This is a genomic window from Pseudomonas wenzhouensis (assembly GCF_021029445.1).
Classification (GTDB): Bacteria; Pseudomonadota; Gammaproteobacteria; order Pseudomonadales; family Pseudomonadaceae; genus Aquipseudomonas; species Aquipseudomonas wenzhouensis.
Map to the genome: position 1 here is coordinate 4,013,790 of NZ_CP072610.1, position 20,309 is coordinate 4,034,098.

General features: G+C 61.6%; 21 protein-coding genes and 1 tRNA gene. 18 read left to right on the plus strand and 4 right to left on the minus strand.

Annotation, left to right across the window (positions count from 1 at the left end; genetic code table 11):
- Positions 1-93 precede the first annotated feature (93 nt).
- The 9 genes from pdxA (at position 94) to J7655_RS18805 (ending at position 10,064) form a co-directional block, all read left to right on the plus strand.
- Positions 94-1,086 carry a 4-hydroxythreonine-4-phosphate dehydrogenase PdxA gene (pdxA, locus tag J7655_RS18765; protein ID WP_230925708.1) on the plus strand — a complete coding sequence of 331 codons (993 nt, stop codon included), beginning with the start codon at positions 94-96 and terminating at the stop codon, positions 1,084-1,086.
- Between the two features lie 118 nt (positions 1,087-1,204).
- Positions 1,205-2,014, plus strand: coding sequence for a 16S rRNA (adenine(1518)-N(6)/adenine(1519)-N(6))-dimethyltransferase RsmA (rsmA, locus tag J7655_RS18770; RefSeq protein ID WP_230925709.1), 810 nt, complete (start codon positions 1,205-1,207; stop codon positions 2,012-2,014).
- A gap of 29 nt (positions 2,015-2,043) precedes the next feature.
- Positions 2,044-2,424, plus strand: a complete 381-nt coding sequence (gene apaG, locus J7655_RS18775) for a Co2+/Mg2+ efflux protein ApaG (protein WP_230925710.1) — start codon at positions 2,044-2,046, stop codon at positions 2,422-2,424.
- Positions 2,424-3,242, plus strand: a complete 819-nt coding sequence (locus tag J7655_RS18780; protein WP_230925711.1) for a symmetrical bis(5'-nucleosyl)-tetraphosphatase — start codon at positions 2,424-2,426, stop codon at positions 3,240-3,242. The genes apaG and J7655_RS18780 overlap by 1 nt, the downstream gene beginning before the upstream one ends.
- A 32-nt stretch (positions 3,243-3,274) precedes the next feature.
- The gene (gene glpE, locus J7655_RS18785) at positions 3,275-3,604 is read left to right on the plus strand and encodes a thiosulfate sulfurtransferase GlpE (RefSeq protein WP_230925712.1); all 330 of its coding nucleotides are present in this window, start codon (positions 3,275-3,277) and stop codon (positions 3,602-3,604) included.
- Between the two features lie 283 nt (positions 3,605-3,887).
- Positions 3,888-5,810, plus strand: a complete 1,923-nt coding sequence (locus tag J7655_RS18790; RefSeq protein WP_230925713.1) for a PrkA family serine protein kinase — start codon at positions 3,888-3,890, stop codon at positions 5,808-5,810.
- A 74-nt stretch (positions 5,811-5,884) separates the two neighbouring features.
- Positions 5,885-7,156 carry a YeaH/YhbH family protein gene (locus tag J7655_RS18795; protein ID WP_230925714.1) on the plus strand — a complete coding sequence of 424 codons (1,272 nt, stop codon included), beginning with the start codon at positions 5,885-5,887 and terminating at the stop codon, positions 7,154-7,156.
- Between the two features lie 9 nt (positions 7,157-7,165).
- Positions 7,166-8,731, plus strand: coding sequence for a SpoVR family protein (locus tag J7655_RS18800; RefSeq protein WP_230925715.1), 1,566 nt, complete (start codon positions 7,166-7,168; stop codon positions 8,729-8,731).
- Between the two features lie 112 nt (positions 8,732-8,843).
- Complete coding sequence (locus tag J7655_RS18805; RefSeq protein ID WP_230925716.1) at positions 8,844-10,064, plus strand: multifunctional CCA addition/repair protein; 1,221 nt, start codon at positions 8,844-8,846, stop codon at positions 10,062-10,064.
- 265 nt (positions 10,065-10,329) lie between these two features.
- On the opposite strand, the gene folK is transcribed toward J7655_RS18805, so the two are convergent.
- Positions 10,330-10,863, minus strand: coding sequence for a 2-amino-4-hydroxy-6-hydroxymethyldihydropteridine diphosphokinase (gene folK, locus J7655_RS18810; protein WP_084340927.1), 534 nt, complete (start codon positions 10,861-10,863; stop codon positions 10,330-10,332).
- Positions 10,854-11,210: a dihydroneopterin aldolase gene (folB, locus tag J7655_RS18815; protein ID WP_074856350.1), complete on the minus strand. Its 357-nt coding sequence runs from the start codon at positions 11,208-11,210 to the stop codon at positions 10,854-10,856. The genes folK and folB overlap by 10 nt, the downstream gene beginning before the upstream one ends.
- A gap of 74 nt (positions 11,211-11,284) precedes the next feature.
- Between folB and plsY the strand changes: the two genes are divergently transcribed.
- Positions 11,285-11,854 (plus strand): glycerol-3-phosphate 1-O-acyltransferase PlsY, encoded by a 570-nt coding sequence (gene plsY, locus J7655_RS18820; RefSeq protein WP_230925717.1) that lies wholly within the window; start codon positions 11,285-11,287, stop codon positions 11,852-11,854.
- 54 nt (positions 11,855-11,908) lie between these two features.
- On the opposite strand, the gene tsaD is transcribed toward plsY, so the two are convergent.
- A complete protein-coding gene (tsaD, locus tag J7655_RS18825) occupies positions 11,909-12,934 on the minus strand; it encodes a tRNA (adenosine(37)-N6)-threonylcarbamoyltransferase complex transferase subunit TsaD (protein ID WP_230925718.1) in 1,026 nt (341 codons plus the stop codon).
- A gap of 203 nt (positions 12,935-13,137) precedes the next feature.
- Between tsaD and rpsU the strand changes: the two genes are divergently transcribed.
- The 5 genes from rpsU to J7655_RS18850 all read left to right on the plus strand — a co-directional run bounded on the left by rpsU (position 13,138) and on the right by J7655_RS18850 (position 18,327).
- Positions 13,138-13,353: a 30S ribosomal protein S21 gene (gene rpsU / locus J7655_RS18830; protein WP_003290642.1), complete on the plus strand. Its 216-nt coding sequence runs from the start codon at positions 13,138-13,140 to the stop codon at positions 13,351-13,353.
- 131 nt (positions 13,354-13,484) lie between these two features.
- Positions 13,485-15,488, plus strand: coding sequence for a DNA primase (dnaG, locus tag J7655_RS18835; RefSeq protein ID WP_230925719.1), 2,004 nt, complete (start codon positions 13,485-13,487; stop codon positions 15,486-15,488).
- A 67-nt stretch (positions 15,489-15,555) separates the two neighbouring features.
- A complete protein-coding gene (gene rpoD / locus J7655_RS18840; protein WP_230925720.1) occupies positions 15,556-17,403 on the plus strand; it encodes an RNA polymerase sigma factor RpoD in 1,848 nt (615 codons plus the stop codon).
- A 127-nt stretch (positions 17,404-17,530) separates the two neighbouring features.
- Positions 17,531-17,607 (plus strand) — tRNA-Ile (locus J7655_RS18845).
- 375 nt (positions 17,608-17,982) lie between these two features.
- Positions 17,983-18,327 (plus strand): hypothetical protein, encoded by a 345-nt coding sequence (locus J7655_RS18850; RefSeq protein ID WP_230925721.1) that lies wholly within the window; start codon positions 17,983-17,985, stop codon positions 18,325-18,327.
- Between the two features lie 20 nt (positions 18,328-18,347).
- Here J7655_RS18850 and J7655_RS18855 read toward each other — a convergent pair whose 3' ends face one another.
- Complete coding sequence (locus J7655_RS18855; RefSeq protein ID WP_033981640.1) at positions 18,348-18,608, minus strand: helix-turn-helix domain-containing protein; 261 nt, start codon at positions 18,606-18,608, stop codon at positions 18,348-18,350.
- A 96-nt stretch (positions 18,609-18,704) separates the two neighbouring features.
- On the opposite strand from J7655_RS18855, the gene J7655_RS18860 reads away from it, so the two are divergent.
- Genes J7655_RS18860 through J7655_RS18870 form a run of 3 tightly spaced genes read left to right on the plus strand, consistent with a single transcriptional unit; the run spans position 18,705 to position 20,292 of the window.
- Positions 18,705-19,163, plus strand: coding sequence for a hypothetical protein (locus tag J7655_RS18860; protein ID WP_074856358.1), 459 nt, complete (start codon positions 18,705-18,707; stop codon positions 19,161-19,163).
- Positions 19,164-19,167: 4 nt separating this feature from the next.
- Entirely contained in the window at positions 19,168-19,893 is a 726-nt protein-coding gene (locus J7655_RS18865) for a phage antirepressor N-terminal domain-containing protein (RefSeq protein ID WP_230925722.1), read from the plus strand.
- 3 nt (positions 19,894-19,896) lie between these two features.
- Entirely contained in the window at positions 19,897-20,292 is a 396-nt protein-coding gene (locus J7655_RS18870; protein WP_230925723.1) for a DUF6957 family protein, read from the plus strand.
- Positions 20,293-20,309: the final 17 nt, after the last annotated feature.

Sequence of the window (20,309 nt, forward strand, 5' to 3'; positions counted from 1 at the left end):
CGGTTTCGAACCGAAAGCCCGGCCTAGCGCCGGGCTTTTTCGTTATTGGCCCGGCAGCGTAAACTGACGCCCCAGCCCGCACAGAGAGCGACCATGACTGCGCAGCCCTGCTTTGCCCTCACGCCTGGCGAGCCCGCCGGTATCGGCCCCGACCTCTGCCTGCTACTAGCCCGCCAGGCCCAACCCGCGCCTCTGGTCGCCATTGCCAGTCAACAATTGCTGGCTGAGCGCGCCACCCTGCTGGGGCTGAATATCGATTTGCTGGAGGTCGGCCCGCAGCAGTGGCCCACCCACCCTGCCGCTGCAGGGGCGCTGTATGTGTGGGATACACCGCTGGCAGCTCCGACAAGCCCCGGCGAGCTGAACCCCGCCAACGCTGCCTATGTGTTGCAGACCCTCACCCGCGCCGGCCAGGGCTGCCTGGACGGCACCTTCGCCGGGATGATCACGGCGCCCGTGCACAAGGGCGTGATCAACGAAGCGGGCATCCCCTTCTCCGGCCATACCGAGTTTCTCGCCGAGCTGACCCACACCGAGCAGGTGGTGATGATGCTGGCGACTCATGGTCTGCGCGTGGCCCTGGTGACCACGCACTTGCCGCTTAAGGATGTCGCCGCCGCCATCACCGTCGAGCGTCTGGAGCGCGTCACGCGCATCCTCCATGCAGACCTGCAAAGCAAGTTCGGCATCGCCCAGCCGCGCATCCTTGTGTGCGGGCTCAACCCCCATGCTGGCGAAGGCGGGCACTTGGGACGTGAGGAAATCGAGATCATCGAGCCCACCTTGCAGCGTCTGCGCAGCGAAGGCATGCATCTGATCGGCCCGCTGCCGGCCGATACCCTGTTCACTCCCAAACATCTTGAACAGGCCGATGCCGTGCTGGCCATGTACCACGACCAGGGTTTACCGGTACTCAAGTTCAAGGGCTTCGGCGCTGCCTTGAATGTCACCCTGGGCCTGCCGATCATCCGCACCTCGGTCGATCACGGCACCGCGCTGGATCTGGCCGGCACCGGCAAGGTCGATACCGGTAGCCTGCAAGTGGCGCTGGAAACGGCTTATCAAATGGCGACGGTCTCACGTTGAGGGCACAAGTCGTCCGGCATGGATGCCGGAGACAACCTCACCTGATAAGCTTCGCATCTTTATCTTTTCGCTTTACGCTCTCGCATGACGCTTGCAGCTTGAAGCCTGGAGCTGCTCCATGTCCGAATACCAACACCGCGCGCGCAAGCGCTTCGGCCAGAACTTCCTGCACGATGCCGGCGTCATCGACCGTATCCTGCGCGCCATTCGCGCCAAGGAAGACGAACGCCTGCTGGAAATCGGCCCAGGCCAGGGTGCCATTACCGAGGGTTTGCTCGGCAGCGGTGCGCAGCTCGACGTGATCGAGCTCGACCTCGACCTGATCCCCATCCTGCAGAACAAGTTCGGCGACAATCCGCGCTTTCGCCTGAACCAGGGCGACGCGCTGAAATTCGACTTCGCCCGCCTCGAAGCGCCGCCGCGCAGCCTGCGCGTTGTCGGCAACCTGCCGTACAACATCTCCACGCCGCTGATTTTCCACCTGCTGGACAACGCGCCGCTGATTCGCGACATGCACTTCATGCTGCAGAAGGAAGTGGTCGAGCGCATGGCCGCCGGCCCAGGCGGTGGCGATTGGGGCCGCCTGTCGATCATGGTGCAGTACCACTGCCGCGTGGAGCACCTGTTCAATGTCGGCCCTGGTGCCTTCAACCCGCCGCCCAAGGTGGACTCGGCCATCGTCCGCCTGGTGCCGCATGAAACCCTGCCGCATCCGGCCAAGGATCATCGCCTGCTCGAACGCGTGGTGCGTGAGGCCTTCAACCAGCGCCGCAAGACCCTGCGCAACACGCTCAAGCAGCTGCTGCCCGCCGAGGCCATCGAGGCTGCCGGTGTCGATGGCAGCCTGCGCCCCGAACAGCTGGATCTGGCTGCCTTCGTTCGTCTGGCCGACCAGTTGGCCCTGCAGCCCTCGGTTGCGGCGGACTAAACTGCATTCACGCCCAACGGATTCATCGCATGTCCGACCCTCGCTATCAGATCGACGTCAGCGTCACCACCCGCTACCTGGCTGCGCAATCGCAACCGGAGCAGAACCGCTACGCGTTCTCCTACACCATCACGATCGTCAACAACGGCGAGCTACCGGCGCAACTGCTGTCGCGTCACTGGATCATCACCGACGGCGATGGCCGCGTGCAGGAAGTCCGCGGCGCCGGGGTGATCGGCCAGCAACCGCATATCGACCCCGGCGCCAGCCACACCTACAGCAGCGGTACGGTCATGGCCACTCAGGTCGGCACCATGCAGGGCAGTTACCAGATGCTCGCCGAGGACGGCAAACGCTTCGATGCGACCATCGCGCCGTTCCGCCTGGCTGTGCCGGGGGCACTTCACTGATGGCGGTGTATGCCGTCGGCGACCTGCAAGGTTGCCTGAAACCGCTCAAGTGCCTGCTCGAACAGGTGGCCTTCGATCCGGCGCACGACCAGCTGTGGCTGGTCGGCGATCTGGTCAACCGCGGCCCGCAGTCGCTGGAAACCCTGCGTTTTGTCTACTCCATCCGCCAGGCGGTCACCTTTGTGCTGGGCAACCACGACCTGCACCTGCTGGCCGTCGCACACAATATCGAGCGCCTGAAGAAGGGCGACACCCTGCGCGAGATTCTCGACGCGCCGGATCGCAACGACCTGCTCGACTGGCTGCGCCTGCAAAAGCTGGTGCACCACGACGCCGAACGTAAGGTAACTCTGGTACATGCCGGCATCCCGCCGCAGTGGACACTGAGCAAGGCACTGCGCCGTGCTGCCGAGGTCGAAGAGGCGCTGCGTGACGACGCCCGTCTGCCACTGTTTCTCGACGGCATGTATGGCAACGAGCCGGCCAAGTGGAACAAGGAGCTGCATGGCGTCACCCGCCTGCGGGTGATCACCAATTATTTCACCCGTATGCGCTTCTGCACCGCAGACGGCACGCTGGATCTGAAGACCAAGGAAGGCGTGGGCAGCGCACCGCCCGGCTTCGCGCCCTGGTTCAGCCACCCGCAGCGCAAGATGCGCGGCGAGAAAATCATCTTCGGCCACTGGGCAGCACTGGAAGGCCATTGCACCGAGCCCGGCCTCTACGCACTGGACACCGGCTGCGTCTGGGGCGGCGCGATGACCCTGCTCGATGTCGACAGTGGCGCCCTGCATCGCTGCACCTGCCCCAAGGCATAAGCCTGGCCTTCATCCGGTAAAGGTTCCTGAACATGAGCGAATTCAAACGCATCTCCCCGCAACAGGCACAAGAACTGCGTGCACAGGGCGCTGTGGTGGTCGACATTCGTGACCCACACAGCTTCGCCAATGGCCACATCAGCGGCTCACGCCATCTGGACAACCACTCACTGCATGACTTCATCAGCCACGCCGACCTCGACGCACCGCTGATCGTCTCCTGCTACCACGGCAACTCCAGCCAGGGCGCTGCCGCTTATCTGGCAGGCCAGGGTTTCTCCGAGGTGTACAGCCTCGATGGCGGCTTCGAGCTGTGGCGCGCCACCTACCCGGGCGAGACGGCGCAAAGCGCCGAAGAATAAATTTCTTCACACGGCAGGCCGCGCCCGCCCTGGCCTGCCGCCACTTCCCGACGCACGGTAACATCCCGTTATCGTTGTTGTGCCCTTGACGCGCTGCAGAACGAACTATTCTCTTACTCAGGCCATCCCACTGAAGGTAGAGCCGGCCAACCGGCATCGGGCCATCGGTAACGACTTTTGGGTTTTGGGGGATTGTTCCCGACTTCTTCAGAGCCGGCGCCACCCAGCACCTGCACGCACGACCGATCCCGAGCCAGCTTTCAGCATCGAGCGAGGTGAAGTCATGAGCATTTTCAGTCACTTCCAACAACGTTTCGAGGCGACCCGCCAGGAGGAGTACTCACTGCAGGAGTACCTCGAACTGTGCAAGCAGGATCGCAGCGCCTATGCCACTGCGGCCGAGCGTCTGCTGATGGCCATCGGTGAGCCCGAACTGCTGGACACCTCCAGCGACCCACGCCTGTCACGCATCTTCTCCAACAAGGTGATCCGCCGTTATCCGGCCTTTGCCGACTTCCACGGCATGGAAGAGTGCATCGACCAGATCGTTTCCTACTTCCGCCACGCGGCGCAGGGGCTGGAGGAGAAGAAGCAGATCCTCTACCTGCTGGGCCCGGTGGGCGGCGGTAAATCCTCGCTGGCTGAAAAGCTCAAGCAACTGATGGAGAAGGTGCCCTTCTATGCCATCAAGGGTTCACCGGTATTCGAGTCACCGCTGGGGCTGTTCAACGCCACCGAGGACGGCGCCATCCTCGAAGAGGATTACGGTATCCCGCGCCGCTACCTCAACTCGATCATGTCGCCCTGGGCCACCAAGCGCCTGCAGGAGTTCGGCGGCGATATCAGCCAGTTCCGCGTGGTCAAACTGTATCCGTCGATCCTCAACCAGATTGCCGTGGCCAAGACCGAGCCGGGCGACGAGAACAACCAGGATATTTCCGCGCTGGTCGGCAAGGTGGATATCCGCAAGCTCGAGGAATACCCGCAGAACGACGCCGACGCCTACAGCTACTCGGGCGCGCTGTGCCGGGCCAACCAGGGCCTGATGGAATTCGTCGAGATGTTCAAGGCGCCGATCAAGGTGCTGCACCCGCTGCTGACCGCCACCCAGGAAGGCAACTACAACAGCACCGAAGGCCTCGGTGCGATTCCCTACAGCGGCATCCTGCTGGCCCACTCCAACGAATCGGAATGGCACAGCTTCCGCAACAACAAGAACAACGAGGCCTTCATCGACCGCATCTACATCGTCAAGGTGCCCTACTGCCTGCGCGTCACCGATGAAATCCGCATCTACGACAAGCTGCTGATCAACAGCTCTCTGGCCAAGGCCCATTGCGCGCCGGACACGCTGAAGATGCTCGCGCAGTTCTCCGTCCTGTCGCGCCTGAAAGAGCCGGACAACTCCAATATCTACTCGAAGATGCGCGTCTACGACGGCGAAAACCTCAAGGACACCGACCCGAAAGCCAAGTCGATCCAGGAGTACCGCGACAGCGCCGGTGTCGATGAGGGCATGAATGGTCTGTCGACCCGCTTCGCCTTCAAGATCCTGTCCAAGGTGTTCAACTTCGACCCGCACGAGATCGCCGCCAACCCGGTGCACCTGCTGTACGTGCTGGAGCAGCAGATCGAGCAGGAACAGTTCCCGGCCGAGGTGCGCGAGCGCTACCTGCGCTACATCAAGGAATACCTGGCGCCGCGCTATATCGAGTTCATCGGCAAGGAAATCCAGACCGCCTACCTGGAGTCCTACAGCGAATACGGGCAGAACATCTTCGATCGCTACGTGCTATATGCCGACTTCTGGATTCAGGACCAGGAGTACCGCGACCCGGAAACCGGCGAGATCCTCAACCGCGTGGCGCTCAACGAGGAACTGGAGAAGATCGAGAAGCCGGCCGGCATCAGCAACCCGAAGGACTTCCGCAACGAGATCGTCAACTTCGTGCTGCGCGCCCGCGCCAACAACAACGGCAAGAACCCGACCTGGCTCAGCTACGAGAAGCTGCGCGTGGTGATCGAGAAGAAGATGTTCTCCAACACCGAGGACCTGCTCCCGGTCATCAGCTTCAACGCCAAGGGCAGCAAGGAGGATCAGCAGAAGCACAACGACTTCGTCAAACGCATGGTCGAGCGCGGCTACACCGAGAAGCAGGTGCGCCTGCTGTCGGAGTGGTACCTGCGGGTTCGCAAGTCTCAGTAAGCCCTGTCCGGCGCGCAGCCCGCGCCGGGTCATTCGCTGTCTGCCTTTGTTATGGGGCAGGCTAGGGAGATGTCATGAGCTATGTGATCGACCGGCGCCTGAATGGCAAGAACAAGAGCACGGTGAACCGCCAGCGTTTCCTGCGGCGTTACCGTGAGCACATCAAGAAGGCGGTGGAGGAAGCCGTCAGCCGGCGCTCCATCACCGACATGGAGCACGGCGAGCAGATCAGCATTCCTGGCCGTGATATCGACGAGCCGGTGCTGCACCATGGCCGTGGCGGCAAGCAGACCATCGTCCACCCCGGCAACAAGGAGTTCACCACTGGCGAGCGCATTCCACGCCCGCAAGGCGGCGGCGCCGGCCGAGGCAGTGGCAAGGCGAGCAACTCCGGCGAAGGCATGGACGAGTTCGTGTTCCAGATCACCCAGGAGGAGTTTCTCGACTTCATGTTCGAGGATCTGGAGTTGCCCAATCTGGTCAAGCGCCACCTGACGGGTGCGGAAACCTTCAAGACGGTGCGTGCCGGCATCAGTAACGAGGGCAACCCCTCGCGCATCAACATCGTCCGCACGCTGCGTTCGGCGCACGCGCGGCGTATTGCCCTGTCAGGCTCCAGCCGCGCCAAGCTGCGCGAAGCCAAGGCCGAGCTGGAACGCCTGCGCCGCGAAGAGCCGGACAACTTCGGCGATATCCAGGCCATCCAGGAGGAAATCGAACGCCTCAGCGCACGCATCCATCGCGTGCCGTTTCTCGACACCTTCGACCTCAAGTACAACCTGCTTACCAAACAGCCCAACCCCAGCTCCAAGGCGGTGATGTTCTGCCTGATGGACGTCTCCGGCTCGATGACCCAGGCCACCAAGGATGTGGCCAAGCGCTTCTTCATCCTCCTGTACCTGTTCCTCAAACGGAACTACGACAAGATCGACGTGGTGTTCATCCGCCACCACACCAGTGCCAAGGAAGTGGACGAGGAGGAGTTCTTCTACTCCCGCGAGACCGGCGGCACCATCGTCTCCAGCGCCCTGAAGCTGATGCAGGAGGTGATGGCCGAGCGCTATCCGGTCAACGAGTGGAACATCTATGCCGCGCAGGCGTCGGACGGCGACAACTGGAACGACGACTCGCCGGTATGCCGGGATATATTGATCAACCAGATCATGCCGTTCGTGCAGTACTTCACCTACGTCGAGATCACCCCGCGCGAGCACCAGGCGCTGTGGTTCGAGTACGAGCAGGTGGCCGGAGCCTTCGCCGACAGCTTCGCCCAGCAGCAACTGGTGTCCGCTGCGGACATCTACCCGGTGTTCCGTGAACTGTTCCAGCGCCGTCTGGTGAGTTGAGGAGCTGCCATGAGCGCCACCGCCAAGAAACGCCAACCGATCTCCACCGGTTCGGAATGGACCTTCGACCTGATTCGCCAATACGACAAGGAAATCGCGCGTATCGCCGAACGCTACGCGCTGGACACCTACCCCAACCAGATCGAAGTGATCACCGCCGAGCAGATGATGGATGCCTACGCCTCGGTCGGCATGCCGCTGGGCTATCATCACTGGTCTTACGGCAAGCACTTCCTCGCCACCGAAAAAGGCTACAAGCGCGGGCAGATGGGCCTGGCCTACGAGATCGTGATCAACTCCGATCCGTGCATCGCCTACCTGATGGAGGAGAACACCATCTGCATGCAGGCGCTGGTGATCGCCCACGCCTGCTACGGCCACAACAGCTTCTTCAAGGGCAACTACCTATTCCGCACCTGGACCGACGCCAGCTCGATCATCGACTACCTGGTGTTCGCCAAGCAGTACATCATGCAGTGCGAGGAGCGTTACGGCATCGACGCGGTGGAGGAACTGCTCGACTCCTGCCACGCGCTGATGAACTACGGCGTCGACCGCTACAAGCGACCCTATCCCATCTCCGCCGAGGAAGAGCGGCGCCGGCAGAAGGAGCGCGAAGAACACCTGCAGAAGCAGATCAACGATCTGTGGCGCACCATTCCCAAAAGTGCTGACAAGGGCGGCGAGAAGGACAGCAAGCGTTTCCCCGCCGAACCACAGGAGAACATCCTCTATTTTCTGGAAAAACACGCGCCCCTGCTGGAACCCTGGCAGCGTGAGGTGATCCGCATCGTGCGCAAGATCGCCCAGTATTTCTACCCGCAACGCCAGACTCAGGTGATGAACGAAGGCTGGGCCACCTTCTGGCACTACACCCTGATGAACGACCTGTATGACGAAGGCCTGGTTACCGACGGCTTCATGATGGAGTTCCTGCAGTCGCACACCAGCGTGGTCTACCAGCCACCGTTCGACAGCTCCTACTACAGCGGCATCAATCCCTATGCTCTGGGTTTTGCCATGTACCGCGACATTCGCCGCATGTGCGAGAACCCCACCGAGGAAGACAAGCGCTGGTTCCCCGACATCGCCGGCAGCGACTGGCTGACCACGCTCAAGTTCGCCATGACCAGCTTCAAGGACGAGAGCTTCATCCTGCAGTTCCTCTCACCCAAGGTGATTCGCGACTTCAAACTGTTCAGCATTCTCGACGACGACCAGAAGGACGAACTGCTGGTGCCGGCCATCCATGACGAACCTGGTTACCGCACCATCCGCGAATTGCTCGCCGCACAATACAACCTGGGCAACCGCGAACCCAACGTACAGATCTGGAACATCGACCGCCGTGGCGACCGCTCGCTGACCCTGCGCCACCAGCAGCACGACCGCAAACCACTGGGCGACTCCACTGGCGAGGTGCTCAAGCACCTGCACCGGCTGTGGGGCTTCGATATCCATCTGGAGGTGTGCCAGGGCGATCAGTTGATCACCACTCAGCATGTGCCACCGCGCGGCAGTTCTGAGAGCGACAGCGACTACCCGAGGCTGGATCTGATCATCCCGCCGATTTGAGCGGTTGCTGGTCCAGATGCCGGCCATGACCACGCCCTGACCTATATACCGACCCGCACGGCGCGCCCCACCTCGATCTTCGGTATCCTCTGCGCTCAGTGGAGGAACATACATGCAGATATACAAAGTCGGCGGCGCGGTGCGTGATCGCCTGCTCGGTCGCCCCGTCAGTGAAGTGGACTGGGTCGTGGTCGGCGCCAGCGCCGAGCAGATGCTGGAGCTCGGCTATCGCCCGGTGGGCGCCGACTTTCCGGTGTTCCTGCACCCGCAAACGGGCGAGGAGTACGCACTGGCCCGCACCGAGCGCAAGAGCGGGCGCGGCTATGGCGGCTTCACCTTCCATGCCAGCCCCGAGGTCACACTGGAACAAGACCTGATCCGCCGCGACCTCAGCGTCAACGCCATGGCCGAGGATGATCACGGCAACCTGATCGATCCCTATGGTGGCCAGCACGATCTTGAAGCCCGCATACTGCGCCACGTTTCGCCGGCATTCGCCGAAGATCCGCTACGCATACTGCGTGTCGCCCGCTTCGCCGCCCGCTATGCGCCGCTCGGTTTCAGCGTCGCACCCGAAACCCTGGCACTGATGCGTGAGCTGGCAGAATCCGGCGAGCTGACCCACCTCACCGCTGAACGCAGTTGGAAGGAAATCTCCCGCGCCCTGATGGAGTCGCGTCCGGACGTGTTCATCCAGGTGCTGCGCGATTGCGGCGCACTGGCAGCCCTGCTACCCGAGGTGGACGACCTGTTCGGCGTACCGCAACCAGCAGCGCATCACCCGGAAATCGATACCGGCGTGCATGTACTCAGCGTGCTGCTGCAATGTGCCGAGCACGACCAACCGCTGAACGTGCGCTGGGCCTGCCTGCTGCACGACGTCGGCAAAGGCCTGACGCCGGAAGCCGAGTGGCCACGGCATATCGCCCATGAGCACAAGGGGCTGCGTCTGATCCAGGCGATCAACGCACGCTGCAAGGCACCGCGTGACTGCGCCGAGCTGGCCATGCTGGTCGGTGAGTTTCATACCCACGGGCATCGCGCGCTGGAGTTGCGACCCTCGACACTACTGGAACTGCTGCAACGCTTCGACGTGTTCCGCCGCCCGCAGCGCTTCGTCGAATTCGTCGCCGCCTGCGAGATGGACGCGCGTGGTCGCCTGGGTCTGGAGCAGCGCGATTATCCACAAGCTGCTTACCTGCTCGGTGCGGCCGAAGCAGCGCGGCAGGTGCCGGTCAAACCGCTCGTGGAGAAGGGATTCAAAGGGGCGGAGCTAGGCGAAGCGCTCAACCGCGAGCGCCTACAAGCGCTCAAGATCTACAAGGACCAATAGCCTTGTTGGCGCCGCGCTGCGAATCGTAGCCAGGCCGCAAATCTTTCTAAACGGCCACAATCGCTTTCGCCCCGGGGCGGGGCTCCTACACCAATATGCGCCCTCCCTGTAGGAGCCGCGCCTCGCGGCGAATCGTGGCCAGGCCGCAAATCTGCCTGAACGGCCACAATCGTTTTCGCCCCCCGGGGCGGGGCTCCTACACAGGCGCGCGATCAAACAGAAACAGGCCGTAGCCCGGATGCAATCCGGGGCGATTTGAGGCCGCCTACGCAGGGCGCGCCTGCAGCAACTCTGGCGGCGTCAACTCGGTGCCACGCCACTGGAATGCCGCTGGCCACAACTGCTGATCGATCTGCGCCGAAGCCCACAGCTCGGCGAACGAACGACCATCGACAGGGTGCTGCAGTTGCGGCGCCAGCAGCGCCAGCGGCCAGAGTACGAAGGCGTTCTTGAGAATCTCCGCGCGCGGCAGGATCAGGCCGTTGAAGTTGCCGACCTGCTCGCCAAACAGCAGCACATCGATATCCAGCGGCAAGCCCTTGCGATCCGGTGCATAGCGGCCATTGTCGGCCTCGATAAACTTCAGCCGGCGATCCAGCTCCAGCAGTGACAGCTCGGTATCGCCAACTACCACCAGATTGAAGAAGTTGCCGCTCTTGATGCCCACCGCATGGCTTTCGAACACCGGCGAACAGCGCATATCACTGAGCAGCCCCGCCAGTGCATCGAGGCCGGCAACGAGGTGAGGCTCACGCTCGATATTGCTGCCAAGGCCGAGAAAGACCCGTGTCAGAGACATCCGCGCTCGATCTCCACGCCCACGCCGCCGCGTGCGGCTGGCACTGCACCGGGCTTGGTCAGCTTCAGGCGCATCCAGGGAATGTTGAACTCGTCCATCAGGGTCTGCACCAGCCGTTCGGCGAAGGTCTCGACCAGGATGAACTGCGATTCAGCGGCGAAGGCCTGAATGCGCGTGGACACGCTGGCGTAGTCGAGTGCCAGGTTAAGGTCGTCGCCAGCGGCGGCTGGGCGGTTATCCCAGGCCATCTGCAAGTCCAGACGCAGGCACTGGCGAATGTCGCGCTCCCAATCGTAGGCGCCGATCACCGTATCGACTTCCAGCCCCTCGATAAATACTCTGTCCACCACACTCTCCGCGCCACGACAAGGGCGCTGCACCTCGTTAGAATCGGGCCACCCCATGCCCTGGAATGGCCACCATGTTCTGGCTTCTGGCAATCCTTGCCTACCTGCTCGGTTCGCTGTCCTTCGCCATCCTGCTCAGCCGACTTGCCGGCGGGCCGGATCCGCGCGCCAGCGGCTCGGGCAACCCCGGCGCCACCAACATGCTGCGCGTCGCTGGCAAGAAACTCGCCGTCATGACGCTGCTCGGCGACCTGCTCAAGGGCGTGCTGCCCATCCTGATCGCCAAGTTGTTCGGCCTCAGCCTGCATCAGCAAGCCTGGATCGGCCTGGCGGCAGTCGTCGGCCATCTTTATCCACTGTACTTCCGTTTTCGCGGTGGCAAGGGCGTTGCCACTGCCGCCGGCATGCTGCTCGGCCTCTACCCGCCCGCCGCCTTGCTCGCCCTGGCCGCCTGGGCGCTGGTGTTCCTGCTGACGCGCACCAGCTCGCTGGCCTCGCTGATCGCTACGCCGCTGACGTTACCGCTGCTGGCCTGGCAACAACCGGCGGCCTTGCTAGCGGCCTGCGTACTCACCGGATTGATCGTCTGGCGTCACCGCAGCAACCTGCGCGATCTGTTCGCCGGCCGCGAGCGGCGCTTCTAAGCAGGCGCTCTCACCACAAATCGTGGCGCAAGCATTGCCCACGCGATAAACGACTTAAATCGCCGGCAGCGACTCCATCGGCCAGCGCGCCTGCACCTTGATCGCCAGATCCTCATGCTGCCCGGCCAGCAAACGCTGGCACCCGGCGTAGGCGATCATCGCGCCATTGTCGGTGCAGAAACGTGGCCGTGCGTAGAACACCTTGCCCTTCATCTCACCCAACATGCGCTCCAGATGCTCGCGCAGCGCCTTGTTGGCACTCACGCCACCAGCGATCACCAGGCTATTGAGCCCGCTCTGCTTGAGCGCACGTTTGCACTTGATGGTCAGCGTCTCAACCACCGCCTGCTGGAAGGCCAGGGCGATATCGCGGCGGGCCTGGTCAAGGTCGTCATCGCTGTCACGGCATTGCTGCCAGGTATTCAGGGCGAAGGTCTTCAGACCGCTGAAACTGAAATCCAGCCCCGGACGGTCGGTCATCGGCCTGGGGAAGACGAAGCGTCCCGGCGTCCCCTGTTCAGCCAGCTTGGCGATCTCCGGGCCGCCGGGATAATTTAGGCCCATCAGCTTGGCCGTCTTGTCGAAGGCTTCACCGGCCGCGTCGTCCAGCGATTCGCCGAGCAACTGGTACTGGCCGATGCCATCGACGCGCACCAGTTGGGTATGGCCACCGGAGACCAGCAAGGCGACGAACGGAAAGGCCGGCGGCCGCTCTTCCAGCATCGGCGCCAGTAGATGACCTTCCATATGATGCACGCCCACGGCCGGCACGCCCCAGGCAAAGGCCAGCGCCTGCGCGCAGGAGGCGCCGACCAACAGTGCGCCGACCAACCCCGGCCCTGCCGTATACGCCAGTGCGTCGATATCGCCGGGCTGTTTGCCCGCCTCATCCAGCACCTGGCGGATCAGTGGCAGCATGCGCTTGACGTGATCGCGCGACGCCAATTCGGGCACCACGCCGCCATAAACGCGATGCAGGTCGATCTGGCTGAACAGGGCGTCGGCCAGCAGACCGCGCTCGCTGTCATACAGCGCGACGCCGGTTTCATCACAGGAGGTTTCCAATCCCAGTACGAGCATGGAGCTTGAGCCTTGATTTGCCGCGTGGAACAAAGGCGCGCATGATAAGCGCCGCCCGGCGGAGCGGCCAGCGCTTTTCGATCAGAGGCCTTTGCATTCCTCGGCGCGAGGCGGTAACATCCGCAACCCTTGAAAACCGACGCATCCCGAGCCAACTGCCGGGCACGCGTTGAAACCGGTAATTGAAAATAGGTACGACCTGGATGCCAGCCGTCAAAGTTAAAGAGAACGAACCCTTCGACGTAGCCCTGCGTCGTTTCAAGCGCTCCTGCGAAAAAGCCGGTGTACTGGCTGAAGTCCGTAGCCGCGAATTCTACGAAAAGCCGACCGCCGAGCGTAAGCGCAAGGCCGCTGCCGCTGTTAAGCGTCACGCCAAGAAAGTGCAGCGCGAGCAGCGTCGCAGCGTTCGCCTGTACTAATCCGTACACGCAACGCCCGAATGCCCGGCCTGTGCCGGGCATTGCTTTTTCAGGAACTCCGCCTCACCTCGGGTGAACAGCGGAGTTTTCTGCTTTCTGAGTGCCCACCTGGGCGACTATGCTGAGCACCTATGGCCGGCCTGATCCCGCAATCCTTCATCGATGACCTGCTCAACCGCACCGACATCGTCGACGTGGTGAGTTCGCGCATCCAACTGAAGAAGACCGGCAAGAACTACAGCGCCTGCTGTCCTTTCCACAAGGAAAAGACCCCCTCCTTCACCGTCAGCCCGGACAAACAGTTCTATTACTGCTTCGGCTGCGGCGCCGGTGGTAATGCCCTCGGCTTCGTCATGGACCACGATCAACTGGAGTTTCCCCAGGCGATCGAGGAACTGGCCAAGCGCGCCGGCATGGACGTGCCACGCGAAGAAAGTGGCCGTGGACACAAACCCAGACAGCCGGTCGACTCACCGCTCTATCCGCTACTCAATGCCGCCGCCGAACACTACCGCCAGGCGCTAAAAAGCCATCCGCAGCGCAAGTACGCCGTGGACTACCTCAAGGGCCGGGGCCTGACCGGCGAAATCGCCCGTGACTTCGGCATCGGCTTCGCGCCGCCCGGCTGGGACAACCTGCTCAAGCATCTGGGCGCCGACGCCCTGCAGCAGAAGGTCATGATCGACGCCGGCCTGCTGATCGAGAACGCCGAGAACGGCAGGCGCTACGACCGCTTCCGCGACCGCATCATGTTCCCCATCCGCGACAGCCGTGGCCGGGTGATCGCCTTCGGCGGCCGCGTACTGGGCGACGACAAGCCCAAGTACCTGAACTCGCCGGAAACCCCGGTATTCCACAAGGGCCAGGAACTCTATGGCCTGTACGAGGCACGCAAGCACAACCGCGACCTTGACGAGATCATGGTGGTCGAAGGCTACATGGACGTCATTGCCCTGGCCCAGCAAGGCCTGCGCAACGCCGTGGCAACCCTCGGCACGGCCACCAGCGAAGAGCACCTCAAGCGCCTGTTCCGCATCGTGCCCAGCGTGCTGTTCTGCTTCGACGGCGATGCCGCCGGGCGCAACGCTGCCTGGCGCGCCCTGGAGTCGACCCTGCCGAGCCTGCAGGACGGTCGCCGCGCGCGCTTCCTGTTCCTGCCCGACGGCGAAGATCCGGATACCCTGGTGCGCGCCGAAGGCACCGACGCCTTCCGCGCCCGCATCAACCAGCACGCACAACCGCTGGCCGACTATTTCTTCCAGCAACTCTGCGAAGAAGCCGAACCGCGCTCGCTCGAAGGCAAGGCGCACCTGGTCACCCTGGCCGCGCCCTTGATCGACAAGATTCCCGGCAACAACCTGCGCGCCCTGATGCGCCAGCGCCTGAGCGAAATCACCGGTCTCTCCGGCGAAGCACTGAGCCAGGTCGCTGGCAGCGCACCGCGCAGCCACGCACCGAGCGCCAGCAGCCAGACGCCCAGCAGCGATTACCCGGATTATGGCGACATCCCCGATAGCGCCTACTACGACTCACTGCCGGACGTCGGCGGCTACGAGCAGCCAGCGCCACCCCGGCAGCACTACGAGCGCAGCAGCGAAAGCGGCAAAGGTAGCTGGAAAAAGGACGGCAGCGGCAAGTGGCACAAAAAAGGTAAAGGCGACTTCGCGCCACGTGCCCCGCGCACGGCCGTGAGCGTCGAATCCCCGCATCTGATCGCCCTGCGCACGCTGCTGCACCATCCGCACCTGGCGCAAAAGGTCGAGGATGTCAGCCACTTCGCCGACGAAGAAGACACCTATGCCCAGCTTCTCGTCGCGCTGGTCGGCGCCCTGCAGAAGACGCCCAACCTGCGCTCGCTGCAACTGATCGCCCGCTGGCACGGCACCGAACAGGGCCGTCTGCTGCGTGCGCTGGCAGAAAAGGAGTGGCTGATTCAGGGCGACAACCTTGAACAGCAGTTTTTCGACACCATTACTACACTTGCACACAGTCAATCGCAGAGGCGGCGTGAAAAGGCGCTCCGCAGCATCATTCATAAAAGCCCAAGCGAGCTCACCGACGAGGAAAAGACCTTGCTCAGAGAGCACTACAGCATCACCTCCTCGCCGAGCAGCAAGTCCCCAACTGGCGCCTAAAGCCAAAACCGGGGTATAATCCTCGGCTTGTTTTCAGCCCGCCAAGACCTTCAGTGGATAGGGTGTTATGTCCGTAAAAGCGCAACAGCAATCTCGTTTGAAAGAATTGATCAGCCGCGGTCGCGAGCAGGGTTACCTGACGTACGCGGAGGTCAATGACCACCTGCCGGAAGATATTTCCGATCCGGAACAGGTGGAAGACATCATCCGCATGATCAACGACATGGGGATCAACGTATTCGAGAGTGCTCCGGATGCGGACGCCCTGTTGTTGGCCGAAGCCGACACCGACGAAGCCGCAGCCGAAGAAGCTGCAGCCGCCCTCGCCGCCGTTGAGACCGATATTGGCCGCACCACCGACCCGGTGCGCATGTACATGCGTGAAATGGGTACCGTGGAACTGCTGACCCGCGAAGGCGAGATCGAAATCGCCAAGCGTATCGAGGAAGGCATCCGCGAAGTCATGAGCGCCATCGCTCACTTCCCCGGCACTGTCGACGGCATCCTTGCCGAGTACACCCGCGTCACCACCGAGGGCGGCCGCCTGGCCGAAGTCCTCAGTGGCTATATCGACCCGGATGACGGCAGCGTACCCGACGAAGCCGCCGCCCCCGTGCCCGTCAAAGATGGCGCCGCCGCTGAAGAAAGCGACGACGAGGAAGAAGACGAGAGCGGCGACGACGAGGAAGAAGAAGGCGATGGCGGCCCGGACCCGGAAGAAGCGGCTCGCCGCTTCACCGCCGTGGCCGAGCAGCAGGACAAAGTCCAGAAAGCCCTGAAGAAGTATGGCCGTGGCAGCAAGCAGGTCACCGAAGAGCTGGCCGCCCTGGCCGAGCTGTTCATGCCGATCAAGCTGGTGCCCAAGCAATACGACGCCCTGGTCACCCATGTACGCGGCGCGCTCGACCGCCTGCGTGCACAAGAACGCGCCATCATGCAGCTGTGCGTCCGCGATGCGCGCATGCCGCGTGCCGACTTCCTGCGCCTGTTCCCGGGCAACGAAATCGACATGGATTGGGCAGCCGACCTGGCCAAGGGTAAAGCCAAGTACGCCGAAGCCCTGGGCAACCTGCAGGGCGACATCCAGCGCTGCCAGCAGAAGCTGGCCGACCTGGAAGCCGAATGCAGCCTGAGCCTGGCCGAGATCAAGGACATCAACCGTCGCATGTCCATCGGCGAAGCGAAAGCTCGCCGCGCCAAGAAGGAAATGGTCGAGGCGAACCTGCGTCTGGTGATCTCCATCGCCAAGAAGTACACCAACCGCGGCCTGCAGTTCCTCGACCTGATCCAGGAAGGCAACATCGGTCTGATGAAGGCGGTGGACAAGTTCGAATACCGTCGCGGCTACAAGTTCTCGACCTACGCCACCTGGTGGATTCGCCAGGCGATCACCCGCTCGATCGCCGACCAGGCGCGCACCATCCGTATTCCGGTGCACATGATCGAGACCATCAACAAGCTCAACCGCATCTCCCGTCAGATGCTGCAGGAAATGGGTCGCGAGCCCACGCCGGAAGAGCTGGGTGAGCGCATGGAAATGCCCGAGGACAAGATCCGCAAGGTATTGAAGATCGCCAAAGAGCCGATCTCCATGGAAACCCCGATTGGCGACGACGAAGATTCGCACCTGGGCGACTTCATCGAGGACAGCACCATGCAGTCCCCGATCGACGTAGCCACGGTCGAAAGCCTCAAGGAAGCCACTCGCGAAGTGCTGGCCGGCCTCACCGCCCGTGAAGCCAAGGTGCTGCGCATGCGCTTCGGGATCGACATGAACACCGACCACACCCTCGAGGAAGTGGGCAAGCAGTTCGACGTCACCCGCGAGCGTATCCGTCAGATCGAAGCCAAGGCGCTGCGCAAGCTGCGTCACCCGACGCGAAGCGAGCACCTGCGCTCCTTCCTCGACGAGTGATACCAAAACCCCCGGCCCAAACCGGGGGTTTTGCTTTGTGAAGCACATTGCACACGAAACCTTTATCCAGCCAGATCAAGCGGTTGGCGCTGGCGAGAACGCGCCGGTATAATCCGCCGACCTCTGAGGGCCTATAGCTCAGTTGGTTAGAGCAGAGGACTCATAATCCTTTGGTCCACGGTTCGAGTCCGTGTGGGCCCACCATATGAAACAACGACTTAGGTCAGCCATCGTGCTGGCCTTTTGTCGTTTATGGGCTCGATAAAAAAATTTGCGTACCGTTTTGCGTACCGTTTCATTTTTGCTGATTTGGAACGCAGCAAAACGGCCCTCTCGCAGATTGACACTCAGGCGGCACTCCAATAGGTTTGTGCTCCCCTTCTAAAGGGGCCGGAATTGGCGTTTCGGTCTGAGACAGGGCTAAGCAAGGCTTAGCTCTGAGCATGGCTGTGTCTTTATGGGCGGGCCGTGCGGGGCATCTTCGGATGCGCCGGCCCTCAGACCGGTACGCCAACCCGCGCGGTCTGCTCACCCAGTTGGCGTTGGGTGGCAGAACTATTCCGTTCTGAGGATCACACCATGAATGAAACCAACACCTCCCCTACCGAGACCACCGAGTCTTTTTCCGGTAGCAGTCATGCCGATACCGGCACAATCGATGGCTTCACCCCGCTGCATAGCACTGACCCTCTCTGCGTTATCGGCTACCCCAGCAATACAGCTGCACCCGATCTTTACGATGCCGCAACGCATCGTCATTCCGCCGTCCTTGGAGTGCTTTGTGTACTCAGCAGCGCGCCAGACCTAAACGAACTAAGCACTTCGAGCCTGCAGAACTGCATCCAAGCCATTCGCATCCTCAGCGAAGACGCAGCTGCTCTATACGCCGGAGCCTGGCAAGCATTGCAGAACGGGCGCCACTAGCCTTGCGGCAGGAGCAGGCATTAGTCGCCAGCTCCTTTTGACGCCAGCTCAGCTTCAAATCGTTGCACAAACTCAACAAGGCCAATGTTCAACGCCTGGCAGATATCGCGAAGCTGGACGAGATCGATACGGCGCAAGCCACGCTCGATATCGCTAGCAAATGACTGCGGACGCTCCAGTGCCTGGGCAAACTGAGATTGGGTTAGACCAGCCTCAACGCGGCACTGCTTCAGCAACCTGAGCAGAATCAGGTTCTCATCTCGATACACCGACTTTTCCACGTGACGCACCCGGCTCCTTGACAAGCTGCAAAGGTATATCTAATCTTCGGATATCCGATTTACAGATATTCAGGTATTCGCTTTACAGGAGCACCCATGAAAAGCCCAACTCGTCCCTCACCGGCCCGTGAAAATCTGCAGTTCCAGCTAGACCTGAAAACACAGGAAGTACTGATGGAGCTGAACGCCCTGCTACGCTCGCTTGGCGTACCAACCGTCCAGGCTCAGGCTGCCATCGCTGAGTGGGAAGGCAACATCCTGCTCGAAGAAGATCCTGGCACGAAGCTTCCACTCCACTACCTGCCAGTTTCACTGATTCCAAAGTTCATTGATCAGATCCTGGATCAACTGACTGCTGGCTACAGAGCTGAAGCCATCCAGATTAGGGACGGAAGCCGCATCATGGAGAACGTAGTCCGCTTAGTCACCATTCTGAAGCCAGCTAACAAGCCTGAAGCCGGTGGATTTGATCCAAGCCATCTGCTTCGTGACGTTATCGCCCTAAAACCTTCGCAGGGGCTTACTCCGGCCCACAACCCTCAGGGGGCCTTGTAAGTCCATGCGCACGTCCAAAATCAAAATCCATGCGATGACTATTCCCTATCTGACTGACAGTAACGGGGAACGCTACTGGCCTATGCGTCCCTTGTGCGAAGCCATTGAACTGAACTGGCACAGTCAGGCTGCAAAACTACACCCCCCTCGATATACAGCTCGTGAGTACGATGTGTGTTTACCAGGGCAGCCCCCGATGAAGCGGGCACTCTGTTTGCAACAAGCAGAATTCGAGTTCTGGCTCAAAGGACTGAGCTCACGCAAAGTGAACCCCGCGGCACGATTGCGCGTGGATCAGCTGCGCTCACATTTCTTCGGAGATGCTCCAGCCGAGAAGACGCACCCAGAGGGACTGGCAGCTGCTGCGCCTAAGGTCCTGAGCCGCATTCTGAACTGGCGCCTGCAGCAGACTGAGCCTTCTGACCGTCCGGACTTGTCTAAGCAGATCACTGGCCAGTTTCGCGAAAAGAACGGTTTTGAAATTGCGGAGGCTCAAGAGCACCAGCTGCGCGGCGCAGTCGCTTCGCTCAGCACGATCATCTATCAGCATGATCGTGCAAGGGCGCCGAGCCGGATGCCTGTCTCACAGCGAGTCGATGCGATCATCAAATCCATCGTGGATGCCCGCCCCCAACGCATCCACTTGCAGGACTCGGACTTCGCAGCTCTGCTGTGCAGCATTGAGCTGGAGGGACAACATCACAGCAACGCTCAGCACGAACAACCCTAGACCATGGCCACACTTGAAGAGGTGATGGCCGCGCTGTACTCGGCAGGCTTACCCATGCCAGGTAGCTGCATGAGCGACGATGAAGCCTTGGCCTATGCACGGCAGCATTTGGTTTATGGCGGCTACTGCTTGGTGCGGAACTGGCGTTGGCTCGATCTGGAGGCCACTGAAAGTCAGCGCCTACTGCTAGCAAAAACCGGACGACAACCAGCCCTGATCTACGCGCATACGGTCATTTATGACAGCGAGAGAAGGTGGGACGTTGGGGACTTCGTCCGCACGTCCCTCCTGCATCAACATGATGGATTTCATTTCAAAACGCTAAACACCGTCTATCTGTTGCTAGGCCCTGGCACGCGCATACCTGTCAGCTCAGAAGCCGTTGCGAGCATTTTCTGATCAAACCGAAGCAATAA